Here is a 26,492-nt window from a genome sequence, read left to right as displayed (position 1 = left end):
GGTACAAATACTGATACAATCCTTTTTTTTTGATTTTACGAAACAGTTCCAAATTATTTTTTATGCTTATTATGAGCCGCGGAGTCCTCACACCGTTATTGCCAGTTTTCCCGGGACCTCACCACGTGACGCCGTGGATCATAAACGCCCAGTACAGCGCGACCGCAAAGAGCCCGCCGCCCAGTGTTGCAAGGAAATTTGTTCCCGCGTTGCCCAGAAATCCCTTGTTTTCCAGAACCGCCCCGACAAGGCTGTCGAGGTTGGTACCGACGAATCCCGTGATCGTACAGATAACCATCATCCACGGAGTTATGACGTGTAACCCCAGTGCCACGAGCGACACGACAAAACTCCCGCCCAGTGCCACCAGTTCGCCGGTCATTGTGACACCGCCGTTTGTCCCTATCGGCACTTTGCGAAACGTTGTTATCATGTAGGGAATCCCGCCGGTCACACCTATCTCGCTTGCCATCGTATCCGCCGCCGCCGTCGCCACGCACCCGACGTACATCACGATAAAGATCGGCTGGACGAACACGCCGTACAGCACTGCCGCCGCGCACGCGACGATCCCGTTTGCAAAGACGTTTTTGTATCCCCGTGCCCCGCTCTGGCCCTGCTCGACGCCGATCCGTTTCTTGTAATCAAACTTGTACCGGGTGCAGACCGAGCCGAGGATAAAAAACGCGAGCATAACCAGAAACCACGTGGCGTCGGCAAAGACGAGAAGGATGATCCCGACAAGTGCTGTCGAGAAAAGTCCCGACAGATCGGCGGTCTTGAACCGGTACGCGAAGTACCCGAAGACAAATGCGATGAAGACCGCGATAACGACAATCTCGATATCTGCAGTATAGTTAAGTTCCTCTATCAGGTACATCGTCATCGCAATACCGATCCCTTCAATGACGAGCGAATCCTCGAATTTCAGGAGGATCACTTTTAAGAGCACCGCGGCGATGATCCCAAAGATGACCATCAGGAACGCTTGTTCATGGAGATACACCATGACGAGCATCCCCGCCCATGCTGTAGTGATGACGTAGTAAAAATAGGTGTTAAGATCATCGGTCCCGGTCTGGAAGACCAGTTCGCCAAGGGCCATCATCGCGAGTGTCGTCGCAAGGACCACGAACGGGAGGAGATTGACGGCGTAGAGACCGGAAAGGATACAGAATACGTAGGTGAGGTATTTCGTACCAAAGAAGCGCCAGAGGATCAGGGAAATGAGGATGATGACAAATGCCATCAACCAGTGTGGCTGTATGTAGGGGCCGACAAGAACCGCTCCACCGGCAAGTGCCGCTACATACCCCAGTCCTCGCTGCTTAGCCATTGTTCAGACATTTGTTTTCAGATGTCAAGAGTCTTATCGTTATTTTCTTTTGCCAAACCCCGGTTTTTCCCTCCCGCTGATCTGGTGTCGATACGATCACTATATTTTATAAAACGACCAATCCGGTACGGAATGGTTTCGTCTGATCAGCTGCCAAAAAACTATGATTTTGCCGTGGTGGAGGAGCGCTGGCGGAATACCTGGCGCGACGAGGACCACTATTTTGACCGCAACTCGAAAAAGCCGCCGTTTGTGATCGATACGCCACCGCCATATCCCACGGGCAATTTCCACATCGGCAATGCACTGAACTGGTGTTACATCGATTTCTTCGCCCGGTACAAGCGGATGAAAGGCTACAACGTGATGTTCCCCCAAGGGTGGGACTGCCACGGCCTTCCGACCGAGGTAAAAGTCGAGGAACTCAACCACATCACCAAAAACGATGTATCCCGTGAAGAGTTCCGGAAGATGTGCCGTGAGCTCACGGAGAAAAATATCGAGCAGATGCGGCTCACGCTCCGGCGCATGGCGTTCTCCGCGGACTGGAGTAACGAGTACATCACGATGACGCCGAAGTATTACTCAAAGACCCAGCTCTCGTTTTTGAGGATGCTTAAGTCCGGCTACATCTACCAGGATGAGCACCCGGTCAACTACTGTACCCGGTGCGAGACGGCGATCGCGTTTGCGGAGGTCACCTACGAAGACCGCGAGACGCAGCTCAACTTTTTTGATTTTGACGGCGTTGAGATCGCGACCACCCGGCCCGAGCTCCTTGTTGCCTGCGTGGCAGTCGCGGTGCACCCGGCAGACGACCGGTATCACAACCTGAAAGGAAAATCTCTCAAGGTCCCGCTCTTTGGTCACTCCGTTCCAATCGTGCAGGACGAAGCGGTTGACCCGAAATTCGGGTCCGGCGCGGTCATGATCTGTACGTTTGGGGACAAGCAGGATGTCCACTGGTGGAAGCAGCACAACCTCCCGCTCAGGAAGGCCATCGATCGCAATGGGAAGATGACCGGAATTTCCGGGAAGTACGCCGGTCTTTCCACGACTGAATGCAGGAAAGCGATCCTCTTGGACATGAAGGCGGCCGGTATCCTCAAAAAACAGGAGAAACTGGAGCAGCGCGTCGGCACCTGTTGGCGCTGTAAGACGCCGATCGAGATCCTCTCGGGCCGGCAGTGGTTTATCCGGATCAAGCAGCAGGAGATCCGGGACGCCGCCCACCAGATCAAGTGGTATCCCGAGCACATGCTTCTCCGGATGGAGAACTGGATCGACCAGATGGAATGGGACTGGTGCATCTCCCGGCAGCGGATCTTTGCGACCCCGATCCCGGTCTGGTTCTGTACCAAGTGTGGCGAGATTGTCGTGCCGGATGAGAAGGATCTTCCCTGCGACCCGACGCTTACAAAACCCAAACACCCCTGCCCGAAGTGTGGCGGGAACGAGTTTACCGGTGAAGAGGACGTGCTCGATACCTGGATGGATTCGTCCATCTCGGTCCTCAATGTGACCGGCTGGGACGGCACCGGCAAGCCAAAGATCTTCCCGGCGCAGATCCGGCCGCAGGGCCACGATATCATCCGGACTTGGGCGTTCTACTCGATCCTGCGCTCGGTCGCGCTGATGAGAAGCAAGCCGTGGGACCAGATCCTTGTTAACGGTATGGTGCTCGGCGAGGACGGTTTTAAGATGAGCAAGAGCCGGGGCAACGTGATCGTCCCTGAAGAACTGGTGGGAAGGTACGGCGCGGATGCGCTCCGCCAGTGGGCAGCGACCGGAGCTGCGCTGGGCTCCGATATCATGTTCTCCTGGAACGACGTGATCGCCGCGTCCCGGTTCCAGACCAAGATGTGGAACATCGCCCGCTTCGCGCTGATCCAGTTCGAAAAGGAAGGCATCGACGAGAACGCACCGGTTACCTCGCTTGCTGACCGGTGGCTGCTCGCCCGGCTCTCCGACACGGTTCAGGTTGTCAGCGCCGCGATGGAGAACTATGAGTTCGACGAGGCACTCAAGGGGATCCGGGAGTTTGCCTGGGACGTGCTTGCAGACAACTATATCGAGCTTGCGAAGGGTCGGCTGTACTCTGAAGGTGCATCAAGAAAGAGCGCCTGCCGCGTGCTCTATGCCGCATATGACACACTCTGCCGGATGCTTGCGCCGTTTATCCCATACTTTGCCGAGGAGTGCTACTCGTACCTTAACAAGGGGAGCGTCCACAAACAGCCCTGGGTCGCGTTTACGTATGACGATGCGGCTGCCCGTACCGAAGGTGATCTGCTCGTGAAAGTGGTTGCCGAAGTGCGCAAGTACAAGCACGACAACGGCCTCGCATTAAATGCCCCCCTCGGGAAAGTCACGGTCTATGCGCCACAGACGGTTGATGACGAGGGAGACACGGCCCGCACCTTAAACGCGGACGTCCACTGGAGGACAGACAAGGCCCATCTCGACCGGGTGATCTCCGGCATTGACTTCAACCGCGCCGTGGTCGGCCCGACCTTCCGCAAACAGGCGGGAGCCTTCATGGAGGTAGTAAAGGCGCTCTCGCCCGAAGAACTAGCTCACCCGCCAAAGACCATCCGGCTCGACGGGACAGAAGTTGCGATCCCCGAAAATGCATTCATGCCGAAATATTCCTACATGGAAGAGGGTGCAAAGGTCAACGTGATCACGGTCGGCGACGTGATCGTGACGATTGCGATAAAGTAACTGACAATTTTTTATTTTTCCTGCCGTTTTTGGTACTATCTTTGCGATGCCTCCCCGCCTCAGGGCCCCTCGCGGGGCACGGCGGGGCAAATTACCTGCTCCCTTGCCGTCACATTTTACCGGCCCGGCTGCACTTGGAGGATCGTATCCTATAAAATGAAAATTTTGTTGCGGTGCCTATTCCAAAACGGATTTTGCCCAGCGAGGCCCCGATGAGGCGGCCGAGCGACCCCCGAAGGGGGTGGGTGCACTCGCTGATCAATTGATGTAAAAGAAAAAATCTTGGGTATGTCCCAACTCCGGTTATTTCCTTATGTGTTTCTGCCCGTTTGCCACAACCTGCCGGATCGCGTCCGCCACAAACCGGGTGACCTCGTCTTTATCGAGCATGGCATCGACAACGACAAACCGGGACGGCTCGGCCCGGGCAAATTCGAGATACCTGTTCTGGACTTTTTCAAGAATCTCACGCCGCTCGAAATGCTCGCGGCCGTTCTTCCCGGCGAGGCGTGAAAGTGCGTCATCGACCGGGATCACAAGGAGGATCGTCTTGTCCGGGACAATCGACCACCCGTTGTGCATCGCCCGCAGCCATTCTTCCGGATCGGGGATCACACCGGCCAGCGTGACCGACTGGTAGGCAAACCGGCTGTCCGAGTACCTGTCGGAAATCACGAGTTTTCCCTGAGCGAGCGCCGGCCGCACGACAGTTGCGAGGTTCGCAGCGTGATCGGCGACAAAAAGCGTGGCCTCCGTGATGGGATCGATCTGCTCGGCAATTGCCCGCCGGACTGACTCTCCTACCCACGTTGCCCCGGGCTCCCGGGTAAAGACCGGGTTGAGGTCAACAAGCCGCTCTTTGAGCGCCGCCAGCAGCGTGCTCTTCCCGGTCCCGTCGATACCCTCAATGGTGACTAGCAACAGTATCCCCCCCGGATCCATTCGGCCGGCACCGCGCCTTTATGGAGGGCCGTCGCAATGATGGCGCCGTCAAAGCCGGCGTCCCGGATAATTTCGAGATCTGCAACGGATGCAACTCCCCCGCCATAGAGCAGCCGGCCGTCATAGGCAGACCGCCATGATTCGAGGATGCCGGCCCCGGCAAGAAGCCCCGTCTCCGTCCCGACAAAACCGAGGTTGAGGAGGATGCACCCCTCAAAGTCCAGCTTACGGGCAATCCGGAGCACGGTCTCCGGTGCGGAGCCGCATGGGATCACTTTTCCGTCTTTTACGTCCACGCTCAGGTAGCCTCCATGGTACCGCGAGAGATCGTCCCCGCCCGTCTCGGTGCCGACAATGTTTTTAATGTGCGGCCCGGCAAGGTAATCACTTGGCGAGCGAATACCCCGGTCAACATAACAGCATTCCACAAGGCCGGCACAGCTGCGGATGAGTGCATCGTGGGAACCGGTGCCTTCGATCCGGTCGAGATCTGCGATGTAGATATATTTTGGGGCAATGGCTCGTACAAAATCGACCGGTTCAGCCGTCGGAGAAAGCCCCCAGTCGAGCGGTTTGTAGGTCTCACGGAGCCCGGATTTCCCGTGAACGACCATATTGCCCCGCAAATCCATTGCAAGCACCAGTTCCATCGGCAACGTAACCACTATTTTCTGTAAGTTATCTTTAACCTAATACATCATTATTAGGTATATTCATACACATTACTATGACCGTCAAATCATTCCTTGATGACATCCGAATGGCTTCCACAAGAACCTCGTATGTTACTGGGATATGCACTTTTATTCATTTTATCTATTGTCTTCCACCCATCAAAGGAAAACGCAGAACCAAAGAAGAGCGGGAAATCTATTTTAAAAAATGCGATGAGTATCTGGAAGAAAACAGAAATTACGGCGACGACCTTATTGCATTCATCAAGAATATGAACGAAAAACACTGCTCCCCTCAGTTAATCAATGTCAACACGACCGCCGTTAAAGGGTTCCTGATTCATCATAGAATTATCCTTGATGAGTTTGACTTAAGACGCGTAAAAAAGATAAAACCCCCATTGGGCCCGGTAAAAAGAAAATATGATATATCTCACGAAGAGATTCGGAAGATTCTCACACACACACACATCACGTTAAAATTGATTATCCTGATTCTGGTGAGTAGTGGGGCGCGTATTGATGAAGTCCTTACCTTAACCCTCAAAGACGTTGAATTGCATGATAATTACGGGATAATCTACATCTCCCGTGAGAACACCAACACCAAAAAACAACGTTATTCCTTCATCTCACAAGAGGCCGTTGAAATTCTGAAGGAATACATACGGAAAGAAGGAAAAAAAGATAATGACAGGCTCTTTGATTTCACCTATGAAAATGCAAATTACATGTTCAACTTGGCACTGAAAAATGCAGGGCTGGATGGGCGGAACGAGAATATCAATACCCGAAAAATATCCTTCCACATATTCAGGGTGTATTTCCTGTCACAAATGAAGTTGGTGATTAGTCCGGAAATTCCTGAAATGCTGGCGGGTCACGAAGGATACCTTACACAAAATTATCGAAACTACCCCCAAAAACAGGCACTTGAAGAGTATCTCAAAGCCGTCAAAATGGTTACCTTTGAGATGCCCCAAGATGTCCGGGAGATGCAAACCAAATTCGAGAAAGAACTCGCGGAAAATACCCAACTGGTGAAAAACCTCGTTATAGAAAACCAACAATTGAAACAACAGGTTCGGACAATTGCGGATACTGTCGCACAACTATACAAATTAAGAGATTCGATTCAAGATACGATGGCTATTATGCCGCCAGAAATACAAAAAAAAATATCGGACGGTTGTAGAGGGAATGGCTAGAAGATACAAAGAAGAGCATCCAGAAGAAAACCCATAATCCCTCTAGAGTAACAGAAAACCGCACTTGCCCCGCAAGGGTTTTTCATTGCAATTCGCGAAACCTTCCCATATCGTGCCCCATGGGGATGCTTGCCCATCCCCGGAAGGGTGCGATTGGTGATGGTTTCGCGGGGGTTTGGGATATCAACCCCATTAACTCATCGTGGAAGGATCCGCAGGCCCTGACCGCTTGCGGTCGGGCGCGGGGTCTTCCACACTTGGCAGCACAATAATTTATTACTATGAACGGAATTGTAATGTATGCCAGGAAAACTGATCGCTGCTCTCTCTGTATACAGCGTCGTGCTGGTCGCATTCTTTCTAACCGGGACCCCTCCGCTGTGGGCATTTGCTTTCGGTATTCTTGCCAGCGGTTTGAGCTATACTGGCGGTTTGGAATTCCCTTTGTCGTGAGCGGTGCGTAATGCCCACCGCCAATACTACGGGTTGACCATATAGGCCGGAAAATTGGCAGTAAATACCTAACAGATCCTCCCTGGTAATTTTAACAAAGCACGTTGTGCCGATGTCCAATCCTTCTATGGTGGACCTTCTATTGTGGAGATTGCTAAAATGGACGTCCAGGTAGGATTTTCTACCAGTCCTGCCAATCCGTATTCCGGTGGTAATGTTTTTCAGATCCCGAAGATTGGCAGCGACGGGTTAAACTGTACGATCAGGTAATTTGTGTACGCAATCAGGAACGTGAGGATAACAACGACAGTGAGGAGGAGCATGGCACCGAAAGATACCTTTACTGACTGTAACATGGTGGCAATGAGCATGGAGATGACGAATACACTGATCATGACGCCCAGGAACGGCGACTTGAGGCCGAAGAAGATGTAGCCCCACAACCCCATCAGGATGATCGTGAAGATTATGAGACCGAGGCAGAGCAACTGGTCATGCTTGGCCATACGGCTCGCATGCCAGATGAAGATGACTGAACACCCGAGGAGCAGGTACACAAAGAGAACGACCATAACAAAAGGGAACGTGTCCACAGGGAGAAAGGCTGGTTTTATAAGCCCTGCATACCATGTGGGGAGCAGGGGGAGCGCGAAAAACGCGTTGAACCCTGCGGCAGCAAGGCAGAGCACAATGGGGATGATCAGATGCCCGGAAGAGAGGCGCACCTGTGTTGGCATACATTTCAGTATTGCGAACAGAGGGCATAAATGGTTATTGGATAGAAACCAGTCCTGTGTGAATTGTCAGTACATTCTCCTCCCCCTGTCCCCTTCCTGCATTATATCTGCAGAGGCCGCTCTTGGTTTGGATTTTAATAAAACATCTTAACGCAAAAGTTCCCTGATATCAAAACTGAATCCTTTTTTTTAACACGAACGTCAGAAGGAAAAGACATTAATCTCTGGCATTCATAGTATGAGAAAAAGGAGGAATGACCTTACCTAATAGTAATATGAAAGTAAACTTTCACATATCCACTATTAGGATAAAAGATCATTAAATTTTATGCAATTGTTGGTCAGCCCCAGCTCTATTTCAGAGGCTCAGTGTTCCATTGCTGCTGATATCATTGACGTCAAAAAACCATCAGAGGGCTCGCTTGGCGCCAATTTTCCCTGGGTGATCCAGGAGATCAAATCGTTTGCGAAAAAACCGGTGAGTGCAGCGATCGGGGACTTCCCGTACAAGCCGGGCGGCGCCTCCCTTGCCGCATATGGGGCTGCCTGCGCCGGGGCTGACTATATCAAGATCGGGCTTGCCTTTCCCGGGAAAGACCATGCCCGCGAAGTGATCGAGGCGGTCATCAAAGCCGTAAAAGACGAGTTTCCCAAAAAATTTGTGGTCATTGCCGGGTATTCCGATTACGAGCGGATGGGTTCCATTTCCCCGTTCGATATCTCACCCCTCGTTGCCGACTGCGGGGCTGACTTTGTGATGATCGATACCGGTATCAAGGATGGCCGGAGCACGTTCTCCTTCATGGACGAGGCAACGCTTGCACGCTTCACTGCAGAAAACAAGAACCTCGGTATCGGGACTGCCCTTGCCGGTTCGCTCAAGTTCGAGGATATCGATGCCTTAAAACGCATCGATCCGGAAATTATCGGCGTCCGGGGCATGGTCTGCGGAGGCGACCGGAATGCAACCATCCGCGAAGACCTGGTAAAGACTGCATTAGCCATGATCCGGTAACATCCCGGATAAAAAAATCCGAAAAATCCCGTTACCGGGAATAGAACAGGTGACCTATGTACACAAAAAAACTGGATGTTCCCCTCTCTCTCACATTTGACGATGTGCTGCTTGAACCGCTGGAATCCTGGACCGAGCCTGCTGAAACCGATACTAAATGCCGGTTCACGAAAAACATCGGGCTTAATATTCCGCTTGTCTCGGCTGCAATGGACACGGTGACCGAATCGGCCATGGCCATCGCGCTTGCCCGCGAGGGTGGGATCGGCGTGATCCACCGGAACATGACGGCCGAACACGAGATCCAGGAAGTCACCATCGTCAAACAGGCCGAAGAACTCATCGAACGTGACGTGCTGTATGTAGAGGAAACCGCGACCGTTTCCGATGCCGAGAAACTGATGAACCAGTACAGCATCGGCGGTGTGCCTGTGGTCGGGAAGGGTAAGATCATCGGGATTGTCTCCCGGCGTGACGTGCGGGCCATTGCCTCCCGGCGAGGAGAGGAGAGCATTAAATCGATCATGACAAAAAAGCCGATCACGGCTGATGAGAAGATAACCCCCGAGAAGGCTCTTGAAGTCATGTACACGAACAAGGTCGAGCGCCTGCCGGTGGCCGACAAAAAAGGCAGACTGATCGGGATCATCACAATGCAGGACATTCTCGAAAAGCGCCAGTACCCGCGTGCGACCCGGGACAAAAAGGGCAACCTGCGGGTGGCGGCAGCGGTCGGGCCGTTTGACTTCACCCGTGCGACCCTCCTTGACGAGCGTGGCGTGGATGCACTCGTTGTCGACTGCGCCCACGGCCACAACATGAATGTGGTCGGGGCGGTCAAAAACATCAAGGGCAGCGTAAACGCGGAAGTGATCGCCGGGAACATTGCGACCGGGAAAGCGGCCGAGAAACTTGTTGATGCAAACGTGGACGGTATCAAGGTAGGTATCGGCCCGGGCTCGATATGCACGACCCGGATCGTCGCAGGAACGGGTGTCCCGCAGATCACCGCGATTGCGCAAGTCGCCGATATCGCGTCAAAGGCAGATATACCGATCATTGCCGACGGCGGCGTCCGGTATTCGGGCGACATAGCAAAGGCGATTGCTGCCGGTGCCGATACCGTGATGATGGGGAGCATGTTTGCCGGCACCGATGAGGCACCGGGAAAGGTGATCACGATCAAGGGCCGGCGCTACAAGCAGTACCGGGGCATGGGTTCGCTCGGCGTCATGAGCTCGGGCCAGTCCAGCGACCGGTACTTCCAGAAGAAGGGGATCGGGAGAACGAAGTTCGTGCCCGAGGGCGTGGAAGGAGTCACCCCCTATGTCGGGCACGTGGGCGAGGTTATCTACCAGCTCGTGGGCGGCCTGAAGGCCGCTATGGGCTACACTGGTTCTGCCACGATTGCGGATATGCACAAGAAGGCCCGGTTTGTCCGGATCACCAATGCCGGCATGACCGAAAGCCACCCGCATAACATCTTGATCACGGATGAAGCGCCAAACTACCGGCTCTTCGAATAATTTTTATAATTTTCTTTTTTTCGCCGGTGGCCTGCCACCATGCAATACATAAAATAGGGGTATGGGGATACTATCGGTTGTATCCCCAATGCGGGAGTTGAATGTTATGGCAAACGACAAACTTTACACGCTTCCCAAGCTGCCGTATGACTACGCGGCGCTCGAACCGTACATCTCAAAGGAGCAGCTGACCCTGCACCACACGAAACACCACCAGGCATATGTGACCGGTGCAAATGCGGTCTTCGAGAAACTGGACAAGGCCCGGAAAGACAAAGCCGATCTTGACATCAAGGCGACGTTAAAGGAATTGTCCTTCCATGTCGGGGGCTATCGGCTCCACAACATGTTCTGGGAGAACCTGGCTCCTGCGGGAAAGGGCGGTGGCGGGACATCCAAAGGTGAACTGGCAAAGGCGATCGATGAAGAGTTCGGATCATTTGAGCGGTTTAAAAAAGAATTCACACAGGCGGCCTCAACTGTCGAGGGCTCCGGCTGGGCGGTTCTTTCGGCGAGCTTAACAACGCACCGGCTCCTTATCAACCAGATCGAGAAGCATAACGTGAATGTCTACCCGGGATTCCGGATCCTGCTTGTTCTCGACGTATGGGAGCATGCATATTACGTGGACTACAAGAATGACCGGGCAAAATATATCGAGGCGTTCTGGAACCTCGTGAACTGGGATGGGGTGAACAAACAGTTCATCACGCACCTGAAAAAATAACGCATCCCTTTTTTGTTCTGACCCGAAATGCTCGTTAAAAAAGTGACAAAAAAGAAAGGGATGGGATTTTGGGGGAGATTTATACGACAAGCTGTTTTGCCCGGAACCGGTTCCGGACCTTGTCGGAGAAGTATTTCCCGACCGCGCTTGAACTTATGAGATCATTGTAGACTTTTGTTGGGACACCCGAGTACTGGTAAACAAGTCCTGAGTGAAATTCTATCTCCAGATTTTTCATGGCATCATCATATCCCACGGAACGCAGGATACAGGACTTAACGGACTGTCTTTCCAAATGTATCACCACTAGTGTATTAGTGCGCTGGAGGGTTAATGGTTTTTATAAAATAAATAAAATCCAAATGTCGGGATCCTACGTTCTGTTTCGGGCTGCCATTCATGTCTTGTTGTACGCGGGAAGTGCCATCCCCTTTTGTTGGCAGGTGTCTCCCCCGGGTCTTCCGACCTCCCCCAGTTTGAATTATTGTGTTTTCCGTACGGCCGGGCGCCCGGTTACGAAGACCCCTCACCTGCCTTTTTATATTCTGCAAGCACTAACATTAAGTAAATATGGAGGATCTCGCAGAGGTCTCCCGGCTCCTGGATATCCTTGGGAACCGGAACCGGCGGCGTATTATCCGGCTGTTGCGGCAGAAGCCGTGCTTTGTCACCGAGATATCGGACACGCTCCTGATCTCGCCCAAGGCCGTTATCGACCATCTTCAGCTCATGGAGCGGGAGGAGATCCTATCCTGCCAGATGGACGACCGCCGACGCAAGTACTACTACCTCGCAAATGACATCCTCGTGGATGTCAGCCTCAAGAACCTGCAGGTCGTCATGACCGGGCAGGAAGACGAGACCCGGACCGCGGCGGACGAGCGGACCCGGCAGGTCGTCGTCATGCTTGCAAAGATGGTCCAGGCCCACGATCAGATGGTCGCACATCTCGAACAACTCAACCATGATATCGACACGAAAGTTGCCGATCTTGCCCGCAACCATAGTGATTTATTCAGGAGCGAGCGAGAACTATCTGTAGCAATTGCCCTCTCCCACGAACCCCTGGCCCCCGCCGAACTCGCGGAGGCCACCGGGTTCCCCGAGGAGGAACTCGGGCCGATCCTAGCACAATTCGAGAAGAGGGGGATTGTCTCCAGGAAGAAAAACCGGATCGTACTCAGAGGAGTCCATGCAGACTAATCCCAACAACCCCTACGATGAAGTGTTTGGCAACCTCTCAAAGATAGTCGAAGAGATCGTGCGGAACATGCCCGAAGCCGAGCACGCCCGCATCATCGGGTACACCATCGTGACCCGGCACTCGTCCGGCGAACCCGGGATCTTCCCCGGTGGGGCGAACAGTGGCGACGACGACATCCCGTACGAGGTGCAGGAGACCAATACCCAGATCTTTATCACCGCTGCGATTCCTCCCGAGGCCGAGCATGCACCCTATGCGGATATCCAACCCAACGAAGTCCGGCTCTGTGTCGACAACCGCTCCACCACCGTCATGCTCGATAAGCCCATCGACATCATCCACAGTACCTACCGGGTGCACCGCGGTGTCATGGACATCACGCTCCGGAAGATCCCGGATTACCAGTAATATCCCGTTTTTTTCGCGTACGTTTCTAAAAATAAATTGTTTCAACGTCGATGAGTGGATTGTTCATCCCCTCCATTATGTGCGATGAACGCCGATGCCTCCGACTGGGAACCCCCGCGGCGGATCAGGAAGCAGGAATGGAGAAAAATACTTCCTTACCCCGCCGTGTCCCTGAGAGGCCATGAGGTGGGGAGCCCTCTTGGAAAAATTTTCAATGAATGATCTTTTATGATTCCCGTGCTGACCTGATCTGTTCAGGTCACGTTCCTGGATTTTTATCGCACGGTGATAGGTTCAGACTAATAAAACAAACAAAAAAAAGATTTACGCTTTTGCCGGGATATCCGTCGGCGCCCACTGGCTGATCGTTTTCTTGTCCGGCCGGTACTCGCGGAACTGCCGGAGCGAGACGGTGAGGTCCCGGGTAAACGCGAAGTACCCGATCTGCGTGTTCCGGCAGAGGTTCATCGCCATGTCCATGAGGCCACGGGGATCGGGCCGTGCCTCGCCCAGCCATATGTGGAAGATGTTCCCGCCGTCCACGATCGGGAAGAAGACATGCTCGATCTCCATCCTCTTCGTGAGCGGGACATCCGCGCCCGGCGCGACGTGCGTGCCATTCGTGTAGTAGATCGGGAGGTCGCGGGTCTTCCCGAGATTTTCGAGCGCGTAGTCGAGGTCGCCCTTGATCACTTTTACCGCAAAGTCGTGGTACCGCTTGTCGATGAGATCCGCGACCGCAAAGCGCTGGCCGGTCGTTTCGGCCGGGGTACGGGCAAGGGCGATGGTCATGTTGTTCTTTTCCGAGAGTTCCCGTGCATAGAGTTCCATCTCGGTCATTGCCCTGACAGCAAGCTTAAATGCGGCCTTTGATTCGTGCGTCTGCTGGCCGGTGTGGTGCTGGACCATCTCGTTGACCCCCACCACGCCGATCGTATACACGAGGCCTTCGAGATCGACTGCGATTGCCCCCCGTTCCCCGGTGTTGGGGTCTTTGGGGCGCTGCATCGCAAAAGGCATCCGGCCGTTTGCCCGGATATTGTTCATCCAGCGGCGCTTGATCTTGAAGAGCTCAACTGCCACATCCATGAGCGAGCGCAACTCAGAATAGAGCCGCTCGTCACTGCCTTCTGCCTTGTAGGCTGCACGCGGGCAGTTGACCGAGACGACCTGCCACGACCCCATCGAGAAGTGCTTACCGTCTTTAAAGATCAGTTTCCTGTCAAAATCCGAGTCCTTGTCGGCAACCGCCGAGAACTGGTAGGCGCAGCACTGGTAGCAGGAGATACCCTTACCCGCACCCCGGTATGCCGGCAGCTGGTTGTCATAGTACGGCGTCCCGAACTTGGATGCGAGCTCAAAGGTCATGAGATACAGGTCACGGAATGTCGGGAGGTCTGGGTGGGCGCGGTTGAACTCATCGCGCTCGTTCATGAAGTCCGGTTCGATGCTGATCTCAGGTTTGGGGAAGTTGAACGGCTTGCCCCAGTAGTCCCCCTCGATCATAACCTCCATGAGCGCCTTGAAGAGCAGCCGGACTTCCCGCTCGAACTCGCCGTACGTGCGGCGCGGGGCCTGCTCCCCGTCCCAGACTTTTCCTTTATAGACGCAGGGCTTGTCCTGCCAGAGGGTGGGAACGCCCGGTGAAAGCTGGACCGAGGAGAAGACGAGCTGGCCGCCCCGTGCGACCATCATCTGCGTCATCTCGTAGACAAACATCTGCATGTTCTGCTTGATCTCGTCGTAGCTCATGCCTTCCATGTACGGCGCAAGGAAGGTGAGAAAGTTGTAATAACCCTGCCCGCCGGCAAAGTTCGTCTGGGCGCTCCCGAGGGCTTTTACCGCGTGGAGGATTGCAACCTCCGCCCGTTTTGCCGGGCCGGCAACCGAGGCCTTTGTCCCGTTCCCGTCCGGCATGAGACCGTAGTAGAAGAAGTACCTGAGGTCCCAGTCCTGGCAGAACGGGCGCGTCCCGAAATATTCGAGATCATGGATGTGCATCTCGCCGGAGAGATGGTGATCGGCAAGTTCGGGCGGGAGCTGGAGCAGGTACTGCTCTTTTGAGATCTTGTCCGCCTTCTTCTTGTGCGAGGTCTCGGCATTTTCCTGGAGGTTGGCATTGTCGTGCGCCTCAAAACCCTTCCCCACGTCGATCAAGTGCGCATCGTAGACCGGCGTCCCGACCCGGGTGCAGACGTTCCGGTACTGCACCATGCCCTTTTCAAGGAGCGTGATGTTCATGATCTCCCGGATGAGCGGGCCCGAGAGCGACTTCAAGCCAAGGGAAAGAATGCGCTGCTCGACCAGCCGTGCGATTTCCTGTGCGGTTGCATCATCTGCGCCCTTGTACCCGTAGAACGTCTCGACTAACTTTGTCTCCTTTTTGATCTGCTCTACTATCCGGTTCCTGTCCCACTCGATGATGTGGCCGTCGGTAGTCCGGACAAAGGGAAGGGCCGGGAAAAAGCTGCCGTCAAGGGTCTGCTGCAGGGTCTCCCGTCGCGCCATCATGCACCCGAAAGTATCGCACTGAGTTTTTTATCATCCAGCACTCCGCCCGGGAAAAGGTCCGCGGTCGTGTAGAAATCGTCGCCGTGCTGGAGGACGGGCGCCTCATTGACAAAGACGCCGTTCACCCGGAGTTCTGTGAGGGCCTCCGCAGTTGACAGGTCGCGCTCGGAAAATTTGAATCCGCCTTTTTTTAAGGAATTCTTGAGCATTACGCAATGCGGACAGGTATCCAGAGTATACACGATCAACTGAACAGGTTTCGACATAAAAGGCACCCTCTGCTATCTAGCACTACGCATTTTGGGGATAAAAAAATCGTGGTTTAGTACTTTTGCACGACGCTTTTAAGATTGTATTTCCCAAGCGATCACCATTTGTAGGTGAATGGACAATGAGTACCCTGATGGTCAGGGCGTTTGTGGCATTCGAATTATCCCCTGAAATGAAACAGCAGATGGCAGCAGCGCGGGCTGTGTTGCACAAAAGTTCTGCACGGTTCACCTTTGTCGATCCTGCGATAATCCACATCACGGTGAAGTTCCTTGGTGAGGTGGACGAGAAAAGGATCCCGCAGATTGTCGCAGCGCTCAAATCCGTACATGCGGCACCGTTCCCGGTCACTGGTGGCAGGATTACGGTAAACAATCCCCGGAGCCCGCATACGATCTGGTGCGCGATCGAGGATGCCGGGAAGGGCCGCGAAGTTTTTGCTGCAGTGGAAGCCGTGCTCGCGCCTCTCGGGTTTCCCCGCGAGACCCGGGGTTTTACCACCCATGCGACGCTTGCCCGGGTAAAGGAGGCAGACCCGTCGCTCTTCCGGTGCCTTGAAGAACTCAAAGGTGCGCCCTGCGGTGGCTGCACGGTGACCGGCCTGAAACTCAAAAAAAGCACGCTCACGCCCCGGGGCCCGGTATATGAGGATCTCGCGGAGGTGGCATGGTGAGCGCGCCTGAGGGAGAAACGGGACGGCTGGCACTTGAGGAGAAGATCCTCGAGGAGCAGCTCAGGCCGTCTGATGCGGAGCGGGAGTACATCCAAAGGGTGGCAGACCGGTTGCTCGCGGCGATAAAAGAGAGCGGGAAGGCAGAAGGGATGGTGGTCGGTTCTATTGCCCGGAACACGTGGGTGAAAGGCGACCGCGATCTTGATGTCTTCATGCTTTTTCCGCCCGATATGCCTCGCGAGGCCCTCGAAGCCGAAGGACTCGCGCTCGCCCGCACGATTGCGCGGAAGTTCACGCATATCTTCTGCGAGAAATACGCCGAGCACCCGTACATCAACGCGACGATCGGTTCAATCGACGTGGACCTGGTGCCCTGCTACAATGTCGCGAGTGCCGCCCATATCCAGAGCGCGGTCGACCGGACACCGTTTCACACCCGGTATATTACGGAGAAGATTAACGGCCTCGTGGACAATGTGCTCCTGTTGAAGCGGTTCGCAAAGGCCGGGGGCATCTACGGCTCCGACCAGATGACCGAAGGGTTCTCGGGCTATCTCTGCGAACTTTTGGTGCTCCACTACGGCGGTTTTGCCCCGCTCCTTCATGCCGCATCTGAATGGGGCCCGCACCTGAAGATCGATATCGAGCATCACGCGGCAAAGGTGTTTGAAGACCCGCTGATCGTGATCGACCCGGTCGACCCCCGGCGGAACGTGGCGGCGGCAGTTTCGATCGACCGGATGGGGGAATTTGTCGAGCTGGCCCGGGGCTACCGTGAGGCACCCTCGGAAGCGTTCTTTGCGCTGCCGGAACAGCGGGGCATCAGCCGGGACGAACTTGCGGAGATCCTTTCCAAACGGGGCACCGCCCTGTACGCGGTCACGTTTGCAACCCCGCCGTTCATCGAGGAGATTGTGGTGCCCCAGCTCAAGCGGAGCACGGGTGCGATCTGCGACCTGCTCGGGCGCAGCGGTTTTGTCGTTCACCACGCCCACTACCGGATGGGAACAGCGCGGTGCATGCTGCTCTTCGAACTGCTCACCGATGACCTCCCTCCCATCCGGCGCCATGAGGGTCCCCCGGTCTGGAACCGGGCAAACGCGGAGAAATTCCGGGAGAAATACCGGGACGCCACCCTGCCCGGGCCATTTATCGAGAACGGGCGGTACATAATGGAAGTGCCCCGGGAATTCGTGCGTGCGGCCGATCTCCTCACCTCGCCTGCGCTCTTAAACGTAGGCGTCGGCCGGCATGTCCGGATGTCGCTTGAAAAAGACTGGTGCGTGTTTCTAGGGGCCGACTGCTGGCAGGAAGAATTTGCGCCGTTCATTGCCGGGTTCTTTTCCCGGTGCTCGCCGCTGGTGAGGATTACCCGGAGAAGGTAGGGGCAGCGATCTTTTTTTTTATTTTCCTGTCGATTGGCAGTTTAAATTTTTTTGTCAGGTTCTGGTTAATTTCTTGTTTGCCTGATGGGTTGGATACGGTACATGATCTGCGATGATCCGGAAAGTTTTGAAATAAATTTTGCAACACTGTTGCATTCCCTGATTGCGATCACACCTTTGGAAAGTAATACGATAAAGATCGTCTGGTCGTCCTGCCCTGGTTGAGATGAGAAAAACGCCCGTAAAACAGCCCGATTCCTCCACCTGAAAATCCGTGTCCATATACCCCTCTATTTGCCAAAATACGCCAAAATTGGGCCTCATATAATGGCTATGAAAGCCTCATATTCGCGTTCCGGCGGCGATCATTTTCCGGATCGTCCAAGTGGCAATTCTTCCTGTGATCTGCCAAAAGAACCGCATTATCGAGTCCGTTTTAATTTGTCCGTTTCCGAAAATAAGCCTGATTTGAGGTTATTTTGAATCGGAGCCCGATATGGGCTTCTTTTGGGATGTGAAAGGGGTAATCGGGGCTCGGATTGAGTCCGGATTGGTGTGAGTCTGTAAAGAGGCTCACAGGAAAAACGGCCATATCAGGCCCGGATTGGGGTGGGTACCAGTACGATACCGGGCACCGGTTTTTTAGATCCCTTCTGCGCCCCGTTCCCCGGTCCTGACCCGGATTGAGTCTTCGACCGGCAGCACGAAGATCTGTCCGTCGCCGATCTTGCCGGTATATGCGGCGGTCTTGATAATCTCTATAACTTTTTCCGCCACATCATTGGTAACGACAATTTCCAGTTCGCGCTTGGGGATCAGGTCAACAATGTACTCGGCGCCGCGGTACTGCTGCTTGATGCCTTTCTGGATCCCCCGTCCCTCGACATCAAATACCGTCATCGATCCGAATCCTGCTGTGTCCAGTGCAATCTTGACAGCCTCAAACTTTTCGGGCCGTATCATCGCCTTGATCATCTTCATCGTATTCACCTTTCCGGATTGGGACGGCTCCGGCCGCACTGATCTCCCGGTAACCTTCGATAGAATAGAATGAGGCCGCCTATCCTTAAAATAATTCGGCTGTAGGGTACTCTCTGTATTTTTACAAATTGCATAATCCCCTATGGCGGAGGGGACAGTGTCTGTCCCCCCGGACCGCCCCTGCGCATGAGTGATGCTGCTGTATTACCTTCACGTCGTTATTGTTATGGGGATGTTGTAACTTCCAAGAGTATGGCGATGATTTTTTACCGTTTTTCCAATTCCAGTTTTACCTTTTGGGGAGTCATCGCCAGAGGGGGATACCCACGCGGCAGGGGCGGAGCCCCCAAGAGCGTCTAAAAAAAATGATCTTTATCAGTGGCAAAATAATTCCAAAACACTCTAGAAAATACTGACATATGACAAATAAAGCGTCTGAAAAAAGATTATTTCCGGAAATTTTTCTTAATTTTCGATGCTGCCAGTTTCTCGATCGCGGCAACATCCACGCGTTTTTCTGTCACAAGTTTGTTGTTGCGGATGGCACTCTCCACAAATCCCTTACCGGTATCGTTCCGGATGACAAGCGTAGTAAATCCTGCGGGACTGCCAACCGCCCCGGCCGAGAGATCGGCGCAAAGCGATGAGAAGTCCGTGCAGATCCGGCAGCCCGGCCGGATCGTATCCTCAAGATCTGCAAGCGGCACGGTAAGGTGCGTGTTATCCTGCTTTAAGATGTCCAGCTTGCCTTTCACGTCCAGTTTTTTTATCTCGTGCGGTGCGAGCTTGTACTTCTTTTCCAGTTTGCCGTGCACGAGGCCTGCGTAATCGAAGGTCTCTGTGCAGAAAAGCCCGACAACGAGCCGGATCGTTTTTGCGTACGGGCGCAGGAGATCGTTTTCGCTTGCCCGGATCCGGAAAGCGGCCTGCACAGCGCAGGGAACGCCAATCACCGCGATTTTCGTGCACTTGCGTGTGATCGCAGCATCCTTGAGCGCTGCAAGGAGCGGCACCCACCAGCTGTACCGGCTGCCGGCCTCCTGGATGAGGACTTCAGACTTCGTGATGACCGCTGAAGAGGGTTTCAGCGTCCAGGGGTCTTCGGTCACCGTGACAACGGCATCGATGAGGCCCTCGTCAATGGCGTTTGCAAGGATTGCCGTAATCGCTCCGCCGCTCTGCCGGTGCGGGATCTCAAAGGCCGCTTTTGCCGAAAGCAGTTCGAGGTATACGCCAAGTGTCTCTTTCGGCTGGTCTACAACTCTCGGGCAGACCGCATAGCACGCCCCGCAGGGGACGCTGTCGGTCGCCTGCTTGCAGTAGCCGTTGCTTCCCGGGCTTACCACCATCTCCCCTTCCGCAAAGGAGAGGGCGTCGGCCGGGCAGACCGCGACACACGCGCCGCATCCCGAGCATTTCTTTGTGTCCCAGACCTCGCTTTTCAAATCGAGATAACTCTTTTCTGCCATCGCCATCACTCCGGTGTATACTTGCTTGCAAACGGCCGTGCGCTCGCTGCCGCGATCCGGGAGTATCCTGCCGCAAGGAGCGGGGCCGGATCGATCCCGAACGCGTTTGCAAAATCCCCGATGATGGGTTGTATCACCGCCATCTGTTCGGCAGTCGCCGGCAGCTGCTTTGCACCAACCCCGAGATATTTCTCATCCACGTTTCCGCGGACAAAGATCTCGCCGCCATGGATGCCGCTTCCGATACCACGCTCGGCGACCGGCACCTGACCGTTCATGCCAAGGACAATCAGGAGGCCCCCTGCCATGTACTCGCCAAGGTATGCACGGGCAAAACCGCCGACAACGAGAATCGGGCGCTTCTCCTTGTACTGCTTCATGTGGATGCCGCCACGGTACCCGATGTTGTCCCGGACATAGACCCGGCCGCCCCGCATGCTGTGGGCGGTCGCATCCCCGGTGCTCCCATGGATAATCAATCTGCCCTTATCCATCGTGTTGCCCGGTGCATGGTCCGCGTTGCCATGGACAATAATAGTCGGCCCGCTCATGAACATCGCCAGATCGCCGCCCGGGACGCCATTTACCGTGATCGTCACATCGTTGCCTGTGAGCCCGTCCCCGATGAACCGCTGGCCGAGCACGTTGTCGATCACGATCTCTTTTGCGCCTTCGCAGATGGCTTTCCGGATCTGCTGGTTAAGCGGGGTGTAGTGCAGGTCTTTTGCATCGATGCGTACTGCTGCCATCCTCACGCCCCCACGGTCTTTACATCAAGGACCTGGAGCAGGCCCTCGTCAAGCATGTAGCCCCGGAGCCGGTCGCGGTTGCCCCGCAGGCTCTCGATGCTGTTGATGCCGGCCGCGCCCATGAGCTCTGCAATCTCGTCGGTCCACGCGTGGATCAGGTTTGCTACCTGCACGGCGTTTGTCTCCGGATCAAGCCTCTTTGTGAGTTCCGGTTTCTGGGTCGCAATCCCCCATGCGCAGGTACCCCGGTTGCAGGTGCCGCAGACACGGCAGCCCATCGCAACAAGAGCGGAAGTCCCAATGTAGACCGCGTCGGCACCGAGGCAGATTATTTTCGCGATATCTGCGCTCTGCCGGATTCCGCCGCTTGCGATGATTGAAACCTCGTTTCTGATTCCCTGCTTTCGGAGCTTTGCGTCGACACTGGCGACTGCCGCTTCGACCGGGATACCAACGTGGTCGCGGAAGACCCGGGGTGCAGCTCCAGTGCCGCCGCGGAACCCGTCGACAACTACGGCATCTGCGCCTGAGCGTGCAATTCCAGCCGCGATTGCAGCCGAGTTGTGCACGGCGGCGATCTTCACAAAAACCGGTTTCTTCCACTCAGTCGCCTCCTTGAGACTGTGCACGAGCTGTTTTAAGTCCTCGATACTGTAGATATCATGGTGCGGCGCAGGGCTGATCGCATCGCTGCCCTCGGGGATCATCCGGGTGCAGGACACATCGGCGCAGACTTTCTCGCCCGGCAGGTGGCCTCCGATCCCGGGTTTTGCGCCCTGTCCGATCTTGATCTCAATTGCGGCGCCGCGTTCGAGATAATTGATGTCGACCCCGAACCGGCCTGACGCGACCTGTACGATCATGTGGCTCTGGTACGGGTAGAGCGACTCATGTAAGCCTCCCTCCCCGGTTCCCATAAACGTCCCCATTTTTGTCGCGGCTTTTGCAAGGGCAGTCTGGGCATTGAGGCTGATCGCACCGTAACTCATATGCCCGATCATGATCGGCGTCTCGATTTTCAGGTTCGGGGCGAGCTTGGTCAGGAGCTCTGTGTCGCCATTCTTATGCTCCTTAACGGAAAGTGCCGCGGGCTTTTTCCCGATGTACGTCCGCAGCTCCATGGGTTCCCTGAGCGGGTCTATGGAGGGGTTGGTGACCTGGCAGGCGTCAAGGACAAGCCGGTCGAAGATCATCGGGTAGGGGAGGACGTTTCCCATCCCGGCAACGATGATCTTACCGGTCTTTGCCTGGTTAAAGACTGCTTCCCGGATTTCGCGGGTCCATACCGGGTGGCTCCGGTAATCCGTGGGCTTCTCGTAGATGTCGATCGCGTCGCGGGGACAAAATGCGAGGCAGCGGTGGCAGGCCACGCAGTTTCTTGAATTGACAACAATTTTGTTGTCCTCTTTCCTGAACACGTCGTACGAGCAGTTCTCGACACAGCGGCCGCAGTTCATGCAGCGCTCGGTATTGAGTTCTATCTTGAAGCGGAGCGGGATACTGCCGATGCTCATGCAATGACCCTCCCGATGACAGGCTCGCCGGCCTTGGGCATGCGGACATCCTCGATCTCCGGTTCGATGCGCCGGATTGCCGCTTCTTCGCTTGAGATGTAAAGCCGGTCCTTGTATTCACCGGTCACGAGCGGGCGCAATTTGATCCGGTCGGTAAACCCCACGAGGGTATCGGCAGTCGCGACGCAGATCGCGAATGGACCGTTCATGAGTGCAGGGCCGTATGTGAGCCGGAGTGCACGGTTGAGCTCCCGTTCCTTTTCCGGCATGGCATCGATCTCGTCCCAGAACGGAGGGGCAAGGGCACGCACCGCCAGATTCTCGGAAAGACCGTGCTTTCGTACCAGCAGATCGACGAGATATGCGACGACTTCCGTATCGGTGTACATCGAGCAGTTGTACCCGTAGCTCTCGATGTAGCGCCGGTTGGTGCCATAGGATGTAATCTCGCCGTTGTGGACAACGCTCCAGTCAAGGAGGTTAAAGGGGTGTGCCCCGCCCCACCAGCCGGGCGTGTTCGTGGGGTACCGGTTGTGGGCAAGCCAGAGGTATCCCTTGTAATCCTGTATCCGGTAGAGGTTAGCGACCTGCTCGGGCCATCCCGCAGCCTTGAAGACACCCATATTCTTTCCCGATGAAATAATGAGGCTGCCATTGTGTGCAGAGTTTACATTCATAACCAGCCGCATGACAATATCGTCGGCGGTGGTGAGGGGGTTCTGTGCACGGGTGATATCAGGCTTGAAAAAAAAACGCCACGGCGTATGGACTTTTTTAATTCCTGCTTCATAGATCGGGATCGCTTCACAATGGACGATCCGCCCCCATTCTTCGAGATCTTTGATGAGCGCTGGTTTGTTCTCCCGAACATTGTCAAAGAAGACATGTATGGCATAGGAATCCGCAAACTCCGGGTAGATCCCATAGGCTGCATACCCGGCGCCTTCCCCGCTTCCCCGCTCGTCCATTGACGCGAGTGCCTCCCGTATCTTACTGCCGTCCATGCACTGGCGGCGTTTGTCGATGACCCCTATAATTCCGCACATAGTATCACAATCGGGATGTTTCTAGCGTAGTGAACTTTTCCCTCGCTTGAATGTACTCATTCTTTCAAAAAGGAATGGGTAGCACTCTTCCTAAAGAGTTGGTTCATAAAATATAAATGTCATTGGTTGGAAACATAGTTCCATTATGTCAGCGGACGTATCCAAGTTGCTCAAGAAAATTGAGGCCGATAGTGTCAAATTTATCCGGCTCCAGTTCACCGATGTGCCCGGCATGCCAAAGAATGCAGCAATCCCGGTTGCACAGGCCGAGAAGGCCCTGACTGACGGGACCTGGTTCGACGGGTCCTCCATTGAAGGTTTCACCCGGATTGAGGAGTCGGATATGCTCCTCAAGGCAGACCCGGCCTCGTATACGATCCTGCCCTGGCGGCCCCAGGAAGGAAAGGTCGCCCGGTTCATGTGCGACGTGTACACGTACGGGAACAAACCCTTTGAGGGCGACCCCCGGTTCGTGTTAAAGAAGGTTGAGGCCGAAGCGGCAAAGATGGGATATACCTTCAACACCGGGCCCGAACTTGAGTTTTTCCTTTTCAACCTTGTCGACGGCAAGCCGACCACGCAGTTCATCGACCAGGGCTGTTATTTTGATCTGGCCCCCCAGGATCAGGCAGAAGACGTGCGCCGCGACATCGTACTCGCGCTCAACGGAATGGGCTTTGAGATCGAAATGTCCCACCATGAGGTTGCCGCAAGCCAGCACGAGATCGATTTCAAGTACGCTGATGCACTTACGACCGCAGACCGGGTCATGACGTTCAAGTTTGCGACCAAGGCCATTGCGCTCAATTACGGTCTGCACGCGTCGTTCATGGCAAAGCCGATCGGCGGTATCAACGGGAGTGGTATGCACACCCACGGGTCGCTTGCAAAGAACGGCAAGAATTCTTTCTACGATCCCAATGCGCCTGACGGCCTCTCCGACACCGCGCTCTACTATATCGGCGGTCTCTTAAAGCACGCAAAGGCGATCACCCGTGTCGCAAACCCGACGATCAACTCCTACAAGCGTCTCGTCCCCGGCTACGAGGCTCCCTGCTACATTTCGTGGAGCACCACGAACCGATCCGCCCTGATCCGGGTACCGGCCGCCCGCGGTAACAGCACCCGTGCCGAGTTCCGCAGCCCGGACCCGATGTGCAACCCATACCTTACGTTCGCCTGTATGCTCGCTGCCGGTCTTGACGGTGTGAAGAATAAGATTATGCCGCCTGAGTCGACCAACGTCAATATCTATCACCTGAGCGCAAAAGAGCGCAAGAAGATGAAGATCGATATGCTGCCCGGCAGCCTTACCGAGGCCCACGAGTACCTGTTAAAAGATCAGGTGCTCTGCGACGCGCTCGGCCCGCACATTCTCGAAACCTTAACGAACATCACCGTAGCGGAGACCGATGCGTTCCGTCTCGCGGTTCACCCGTGGGAACTGGACCGGTACCTCGCTACCTACTAATCTCATAAAATTTTTAATCACGACATGGCACAGGCTGGACTTTTTATCCGGTAACTGACCTTAAAGTCTCTCTGACACTGTTACCTCATGGTATACAGGAAAAGGATATGCCCCGACGGGTGCGACTGCCCGCTCATCTACGGTAAGAACGCCTGCATGCTCCTCAACGTCAGAGTGGTCGCGGACACGACGTCCCATATATCTGTTACAGGAGAAAAATATGGCTCTGGATACCGGTGTTACAACCTGGCTCATGGTCTCTGCGCTTCTGGTCATGCTGATGACCCCGGGAGTGGGTTTTTTTTATGGCGGACTTGTCAGAAAGAAGAATTTTATCTCGATGATTGCCCTCTCGTTTGTGGTACTCTCGCTCGTGAGTATCCAGTGGATCCTGGTCGGGTACTCGCTTGCATTCGGCCCTGACGTTGGAGGGTTTATCGGCAACCTGCAGTACCTCGGACTTAACGGGGTTAGTGCGAATGCCGGGAGTGCAGCCTACCCGCCGCTCATCTACATGGTTTTCCAGCTCTTCTTTGCATCCGTTACGATCACGATTGTTACCTCCGCGGTTGCAGAGCGGATCAAGCTGACGTCGTTTATCGTGTTCGTGCTCGTATGGCTGACAGTCGTGTACTGTCCGCTCGCGCATTGGGCGTGGGGGGGCGGCTGGGCGCAGCAGATGGGCCTGATCGATTTTGCCGGCGGGACAGTTGTCGAGATCTGTTCGGGATTTGCCGCGCTTGCGCTGGCACTTGTGATCGGGAAACGGGCGGGTTTTGGAGAATATTCTCTTGAGCCCCACAACATCCCGATCGCGCTCCTCGGTGCAGCTCTCCTCTGGTTTGGGTGGTTCGGGTTTAATGCCGGCAGCGCCCTCGCGGTAAATGCGAGCGCAGTTACGGCGTTTGTGAACACGAACACCGCAGCGGCAGCCGGTGCGCTTGCCTGGATGTTTGCGAGCTGGTATCACGGTAAGCCCAGCTCCCTTGGGATGGTGAGCGGTGCGATCGCCGGGATGGTGGCGATAACACCTGCGGCCGGCTTCGTCAGCCCGCTTGTGGCCATTCTTATCGGTGCAGTCGCAGGTGTGCTCTGCTTTGCGATGATGCTCGTGCGGATCCGCAGGCAGTTTGACGAGAGCCTTGACGCGTGGGCGATCCATGGCATGGGCGGCCTCTGGGGTACGCTCGCGACCGGCCTGTTTGCGGCAGCGGCAGTTGCCGGGTTCTCCGGTCTCTTTGAAGGGAATGTCCACCAGTTTCTCGTAAACGCGGTAGGTGCGTTTGCGGCTGTGATCTATGCGTTTGTTATGACGTATGTGATTGCGGCTATCGTCGATCGGTTTATGGGGCTGCGGGTAACACCCGATGAGGAGTACGTCGGACTCGATATCTGCCAATATGGCGAGCGGGCGTAGGGGATCCTGCACGCTTTTTACTTTTTTCTAAAGATACTCTGGCGACCGTGAG

The 26,492-nt window shown here is 55.0% G+C and carries 23 protein-coding genes; 11 read left to right on the top strand and 12 right to left on the bottom strand.

What is annotated here, in order from left to right; all coding sequences use genetic code 11:
- Nucleotides 1–118: 118 nt before the first annotated feature.
- A complete protein-coding gene (locus QZN75_RS02445) occupies nt 119–1,336 on the bottom strand; it encodes a TIGR00297 family protein (protein WP_292424285.1) in 1,218 nt (405 codons plus the stop codon).
- Between the two features lie 132 nt (nt 1,337–1,468).
- Here QZN75_RS02445 and QZN75_RS02440 point away from each other — a divergent pair, with 132 nt between their 5' ends.
- Nucleotides 1,469–4,060, top strand: a complete 2,592-nt coding sequence (locus QZN75_RS02440) for a valine--tRNA ligase (protein ID WP_292424283.1) — start codon at nt 1,469–1,471, stop codon at nt 4,058–4,060.
- A gap of 303 nt (nt 4,061–4,363) precedes the next feature.
- Here the strand turns inward: QZN75_RS02440 and tmk are convergent, their stop codons facing one another.
- Both tmk and QZN75_RS02430 read right to left on the bottom strand, forming a co-directional pair.
- Entirely contained in the window at nt 4,364–4,981 is a 618-nt protein-coding gene (gene tmk, locus QZN75_RS02435; RefSeq protein WP_292424281.1) for a dTMP kinase, read from the bottom strand.
- A complete protein-coding gene (locus QZN75_RS02430; RefSeq protein ID WP_366652788.1) occupies nt 4,975–5,667 on the bottom strand; it encodes a HisA/HisF-related TIM barrel protein in 693 nt (230 codons plus the stop codon). The genes tmk and QZN75_RS02430 overlap by 7 nt, the downstream gene beginning before the upstream one ends.
- 62 nt (nt 5,668–5,729) lie before the next feature.
- Between QZN75_RS02430 and QZN75_RS02425 the strand changes: the two genes are divergently transcribed.
- Nucleotides 5,730–6,884 (top strand): tyrosine-type recombinase/integrase, encoded by a 1,155-nt coding sequence (locus QZN75_RS02425; RefSeq protein WP_292424279.1) that lies wholly within the window; start codon nt 5,730–5,732, stop codon nt 6,882–6,884.
- 674 nt (nt 6,885–7,558) lie between these two features.
- Here the strand turns inward: QZN75_RS02425 and QZN75_RS02420 are convergent.
- Nucleotides 7,559–8,074, bottom strand: a complete 516-nt coding sequence (locus QZN75_RS02420; RefSeq protein ID WP_292424277.1) for a tryptophan-rich sensory protein — start codon at nt 8,072–8,074, stop codon at nt 7,559–7,561.
- Between the two features lie 328 nt (nt 8,075–8,402).
- Between QZN75_RS02420 and QZN75_RS02415 the strand changes: the two genes are divergently transcribed.
- From QZN75_RS02415 to QZN75_RS02405, 3 genes are all read left to right on the top strand, one after another.
- A complete protein-coding gene (locus QZN75_RS02415) occupies nt 8,403–9,089 on the top strand; it encodes a (5-formylfuran-3-yl)methyl phosphate synthase (RefSeq protein WP_292424275.1) in 687 nt (228 codons plus the stop codon).
- A gap of 56 nt (nt 9,090–9,145) precedes the next feature.
- A complete protein-coding gene (gene guaB, locus QZN75_RS02410) occupies nt 9,146–10,615 on the top strand; it encodes an IMP dehydrogenase (RefSeq protein WP_292424273.1) in 1,470 nt (489 codons plus the stop codon).
- 106 nt (nt 10,616–10,721) lie between these two features.
- The gene (locus QZN75_RS02405; RefSeq protein WP_292424271.1) at nt 10,722–11,342 is read left to right on the top strand and encodes a superoxide dismutase; all 621 of its coding nucleotides are present in this window, start codon (nt 10,722–10,724) and stop codon (nt 11,340–11,342) included.
- Nucleotides 11,343–11,421: 79 nt separating this feature from the next.
- On the opposite strand, the gene QZN75_RS02400 is transcribed toward QZN75_RS02405, so the two are convergent.
- Nucleotides 11,422–11,646 carry a KTSC domain-containing protein gene (locus tag QZN75_RS02400; protein ID WP_292424269.1) on the bottom strand — a complete coding sequence of 75 codons (225 nt, stop codon included), beginning with the start codon at nt 11,644–11,646 and terminating at the stop codon, nt 11,422–11,424.
- 266 nt (nt 11,647–11,912) lie between these two features.
- Here QZN75_RS02400 and QZN75_RS02395 point away from each other — a divergent pair, with 266 nt between their 5' ends.
- Together QZN75_RS02395 and QZN75_RS02390 are read left to right on the top strand one after the other, a co-directional pair.
- The gene (locus tag QZN75_RS02395) at nt 11,913–12,545 is read left to right on the top strand and encodes an ArsR family transcriptional regulator (RefSeq protein ID WP_292424267.1); all 633 of its coding nucleotides are present in this window, start codon (nt 11,913–11,915) and stop codon (nt 12,543–12,545) included.
- Entirely contained in the window at nt 12,535–12,954 is a 420-nt protein-coding gene (locus QZN75_RS02390; RefSeq protein ID WP_292424265.1) for a hypothetical protein, read from the top strand. The genes QZN75_RS02395 and QZN75_RS02390 overlap by 11 nt, the downstream gene beginning before the upstream one ends.
- Nucleotides 12,955–13,278: 324 nt before the next feature.
- Here the strand turns inward: QZN75_RS02390 and nrdD are convergent, their stop codons facing one another.
- Nucleotides 13,279–15,462, bottom strand: coding sequence for an anaerobic ribonucleoside-triphosphate reductase (gene nrdD / locus QZN75_RS02385; protein ID WP_292424286.1), 2,184 nt, complete (start codon nt 15,460–15,462; stop codon nt 13,279–13,281).
- On the bottom strand, nt 15,462–15,731 hold the full coding sequence (locus QZN75_RS02380; RefSeq protein WP_292424263.1) for a glutaredoxin domain-containing protein: 270 nt from the start codon (nt 15,729–15,731) through the stop codon (nt 15,462–15,464). The genes nrdD and QZN75_RS02380 overlap by 1 nt, the downstream gene beginning before the upstream one ends.
- A 125-nt stretch (nt 15,732–15,856) precedes the next feature.
- Between QZN75_RS02380 and thpR the strand changes: the two genes are divergently transcribed.
- Together thpR and cca are read left to right on the top strand one after the other, a co-directional pair.
- Nucleotides 15,857–16,408: an RNA 2',3'-cyclic phosphodiesterase gene (thpR, locus tag QZN75_RS02375; RefSeq protein ID WP_292424262.1), complete on the top strand. Its 552-nt coding sequence runs from the start codon at nt 15,857–15,859 to the stop codon at nt 16,406–16,408.
- Complete coding sequence (gene cca / locus QZN75_RS02370) at nt 16,402–17,793, top strand: CCA tRNA nucleotidyltransferase (RefSeq protein WP_292424260.1); 1,392 nt, start codon at nt 16,402–16,404, stop codon at nt 17,791–17,793. Before thpR ends, cca begins: the two co-directional genes overlap by 7 nt.
- Nucleotides 17,794–18,435: 642 nt before the next feature.
- Here the strand turns inward: cca and QZN75_RS02365 are convergent.
- The 5 genes from QZN75_RS02365 to QZN75_RS02345 form a co-directional block, all read right to left on the bottom strand.
- Entirely contained in the window at nt 18,436–18,774 is a 339-nt protein-coding gene (locus QZN75_RS02365; protein WP_292424258.1) for a P-II family nitrogen regulator, read from the bottom strand.
- Between the two features lie 446 nt (nt 18,775–19,220).
- Nucleotides 19,221–20,243, bottom strand: a complete 1,023-nt coding sequence (locus tag QZN75_RS02360) for a Coenzyme F420 hydrogenase/dehydrogenase, beta subunit C-terminal domain (protein ID WP_292424255.1) — start codon at nt 20,241–20,243, stop codon at nt 19,221–19,223.
- 5 nt (nt 20,244–20,248) lie between these two features.
- Nucleotides 20,249–20,992 carry a hypothetical protein gene (locus QZN75_RS02355; protein WP_292424253.1) on the bottom strand — a complete coding sequence of 248 codons (744 nt, stop codon included), beginning with the start codon at nt 20,990–20,992 and terminating at the stop codon, nt 20,249–20,251.
- 2 nt (nt 20,993–20,994) lie between these two features.
- The gene (locus QZN75_RS02350) at nt 20,995–22,506 is read right to left on the bottom strand and encodes a glutamate synthase-related protein (RefSeq protein ID WP_292424251.1); all 1,512 of its coding nucleotides are present in this window, start codon (nt 22,504–22,506) and stop codon (nt 20,995–20,997) included.
- Nucleotides 22,503–23,552 carry a glutamine amidotransferase family protein gene (locus QZN75_RS02345; protein WP_292424249.1) on the bottom strand — a complete coding sequence of 350 codons (1,050 nt, stop codon included), beginning with the start codon at nt 23,550–23,552 and terminating at the stop codon, nt 22,503–22,505. The genes QZN75_RS02350 and QZN75_RS02345 overlap by 4 nt, the downstream gene beginning before the upstream one ends.
- 145 nt (nt 23,553–23,697) lie before the next feature.
- Between QZN75_RS02345 and QZN75_RS02340 the strand changes: the two genes are divergently transcribed.
- A complete protein-coding gene (locus tag QZN75_RS02340) occupies nt 23,698–25,023 on the top strand; it encodes a glutamine synthetase family protein (RefSeq protein WP_292424248.1) in 1,326 nt (441 codons plus the stop codon).
- A 220-nt stretch (nt 25,024–25,243) separates the two neighbouring features.
- Complete coding sequence (locus QZN75_RS02335) at nt 25,244–26,440, top strand: ammonium transporter (protein ID WP_292424246.1); 1,197 nt, start codon at nt 25,244–25,246, stop codon at nt 26,438–26,440.
- Nucleotides 26,441–26,492 lie beyond the last annotated feature (52 nt).

Source organism: Methanoregula sp., assembly GCF_003170075.1.
Classification (GTDB): Archaea; Halobacteriota; Methanomicrobia; order Methanomicrobiales; family Methanospirillaceae; genus Methanoregula.
The sequence above is the reverse complement of the archived record's forward strand: the minus strand, read 5'-3'. Positions and strand labels throughout refer to the sequence as shown.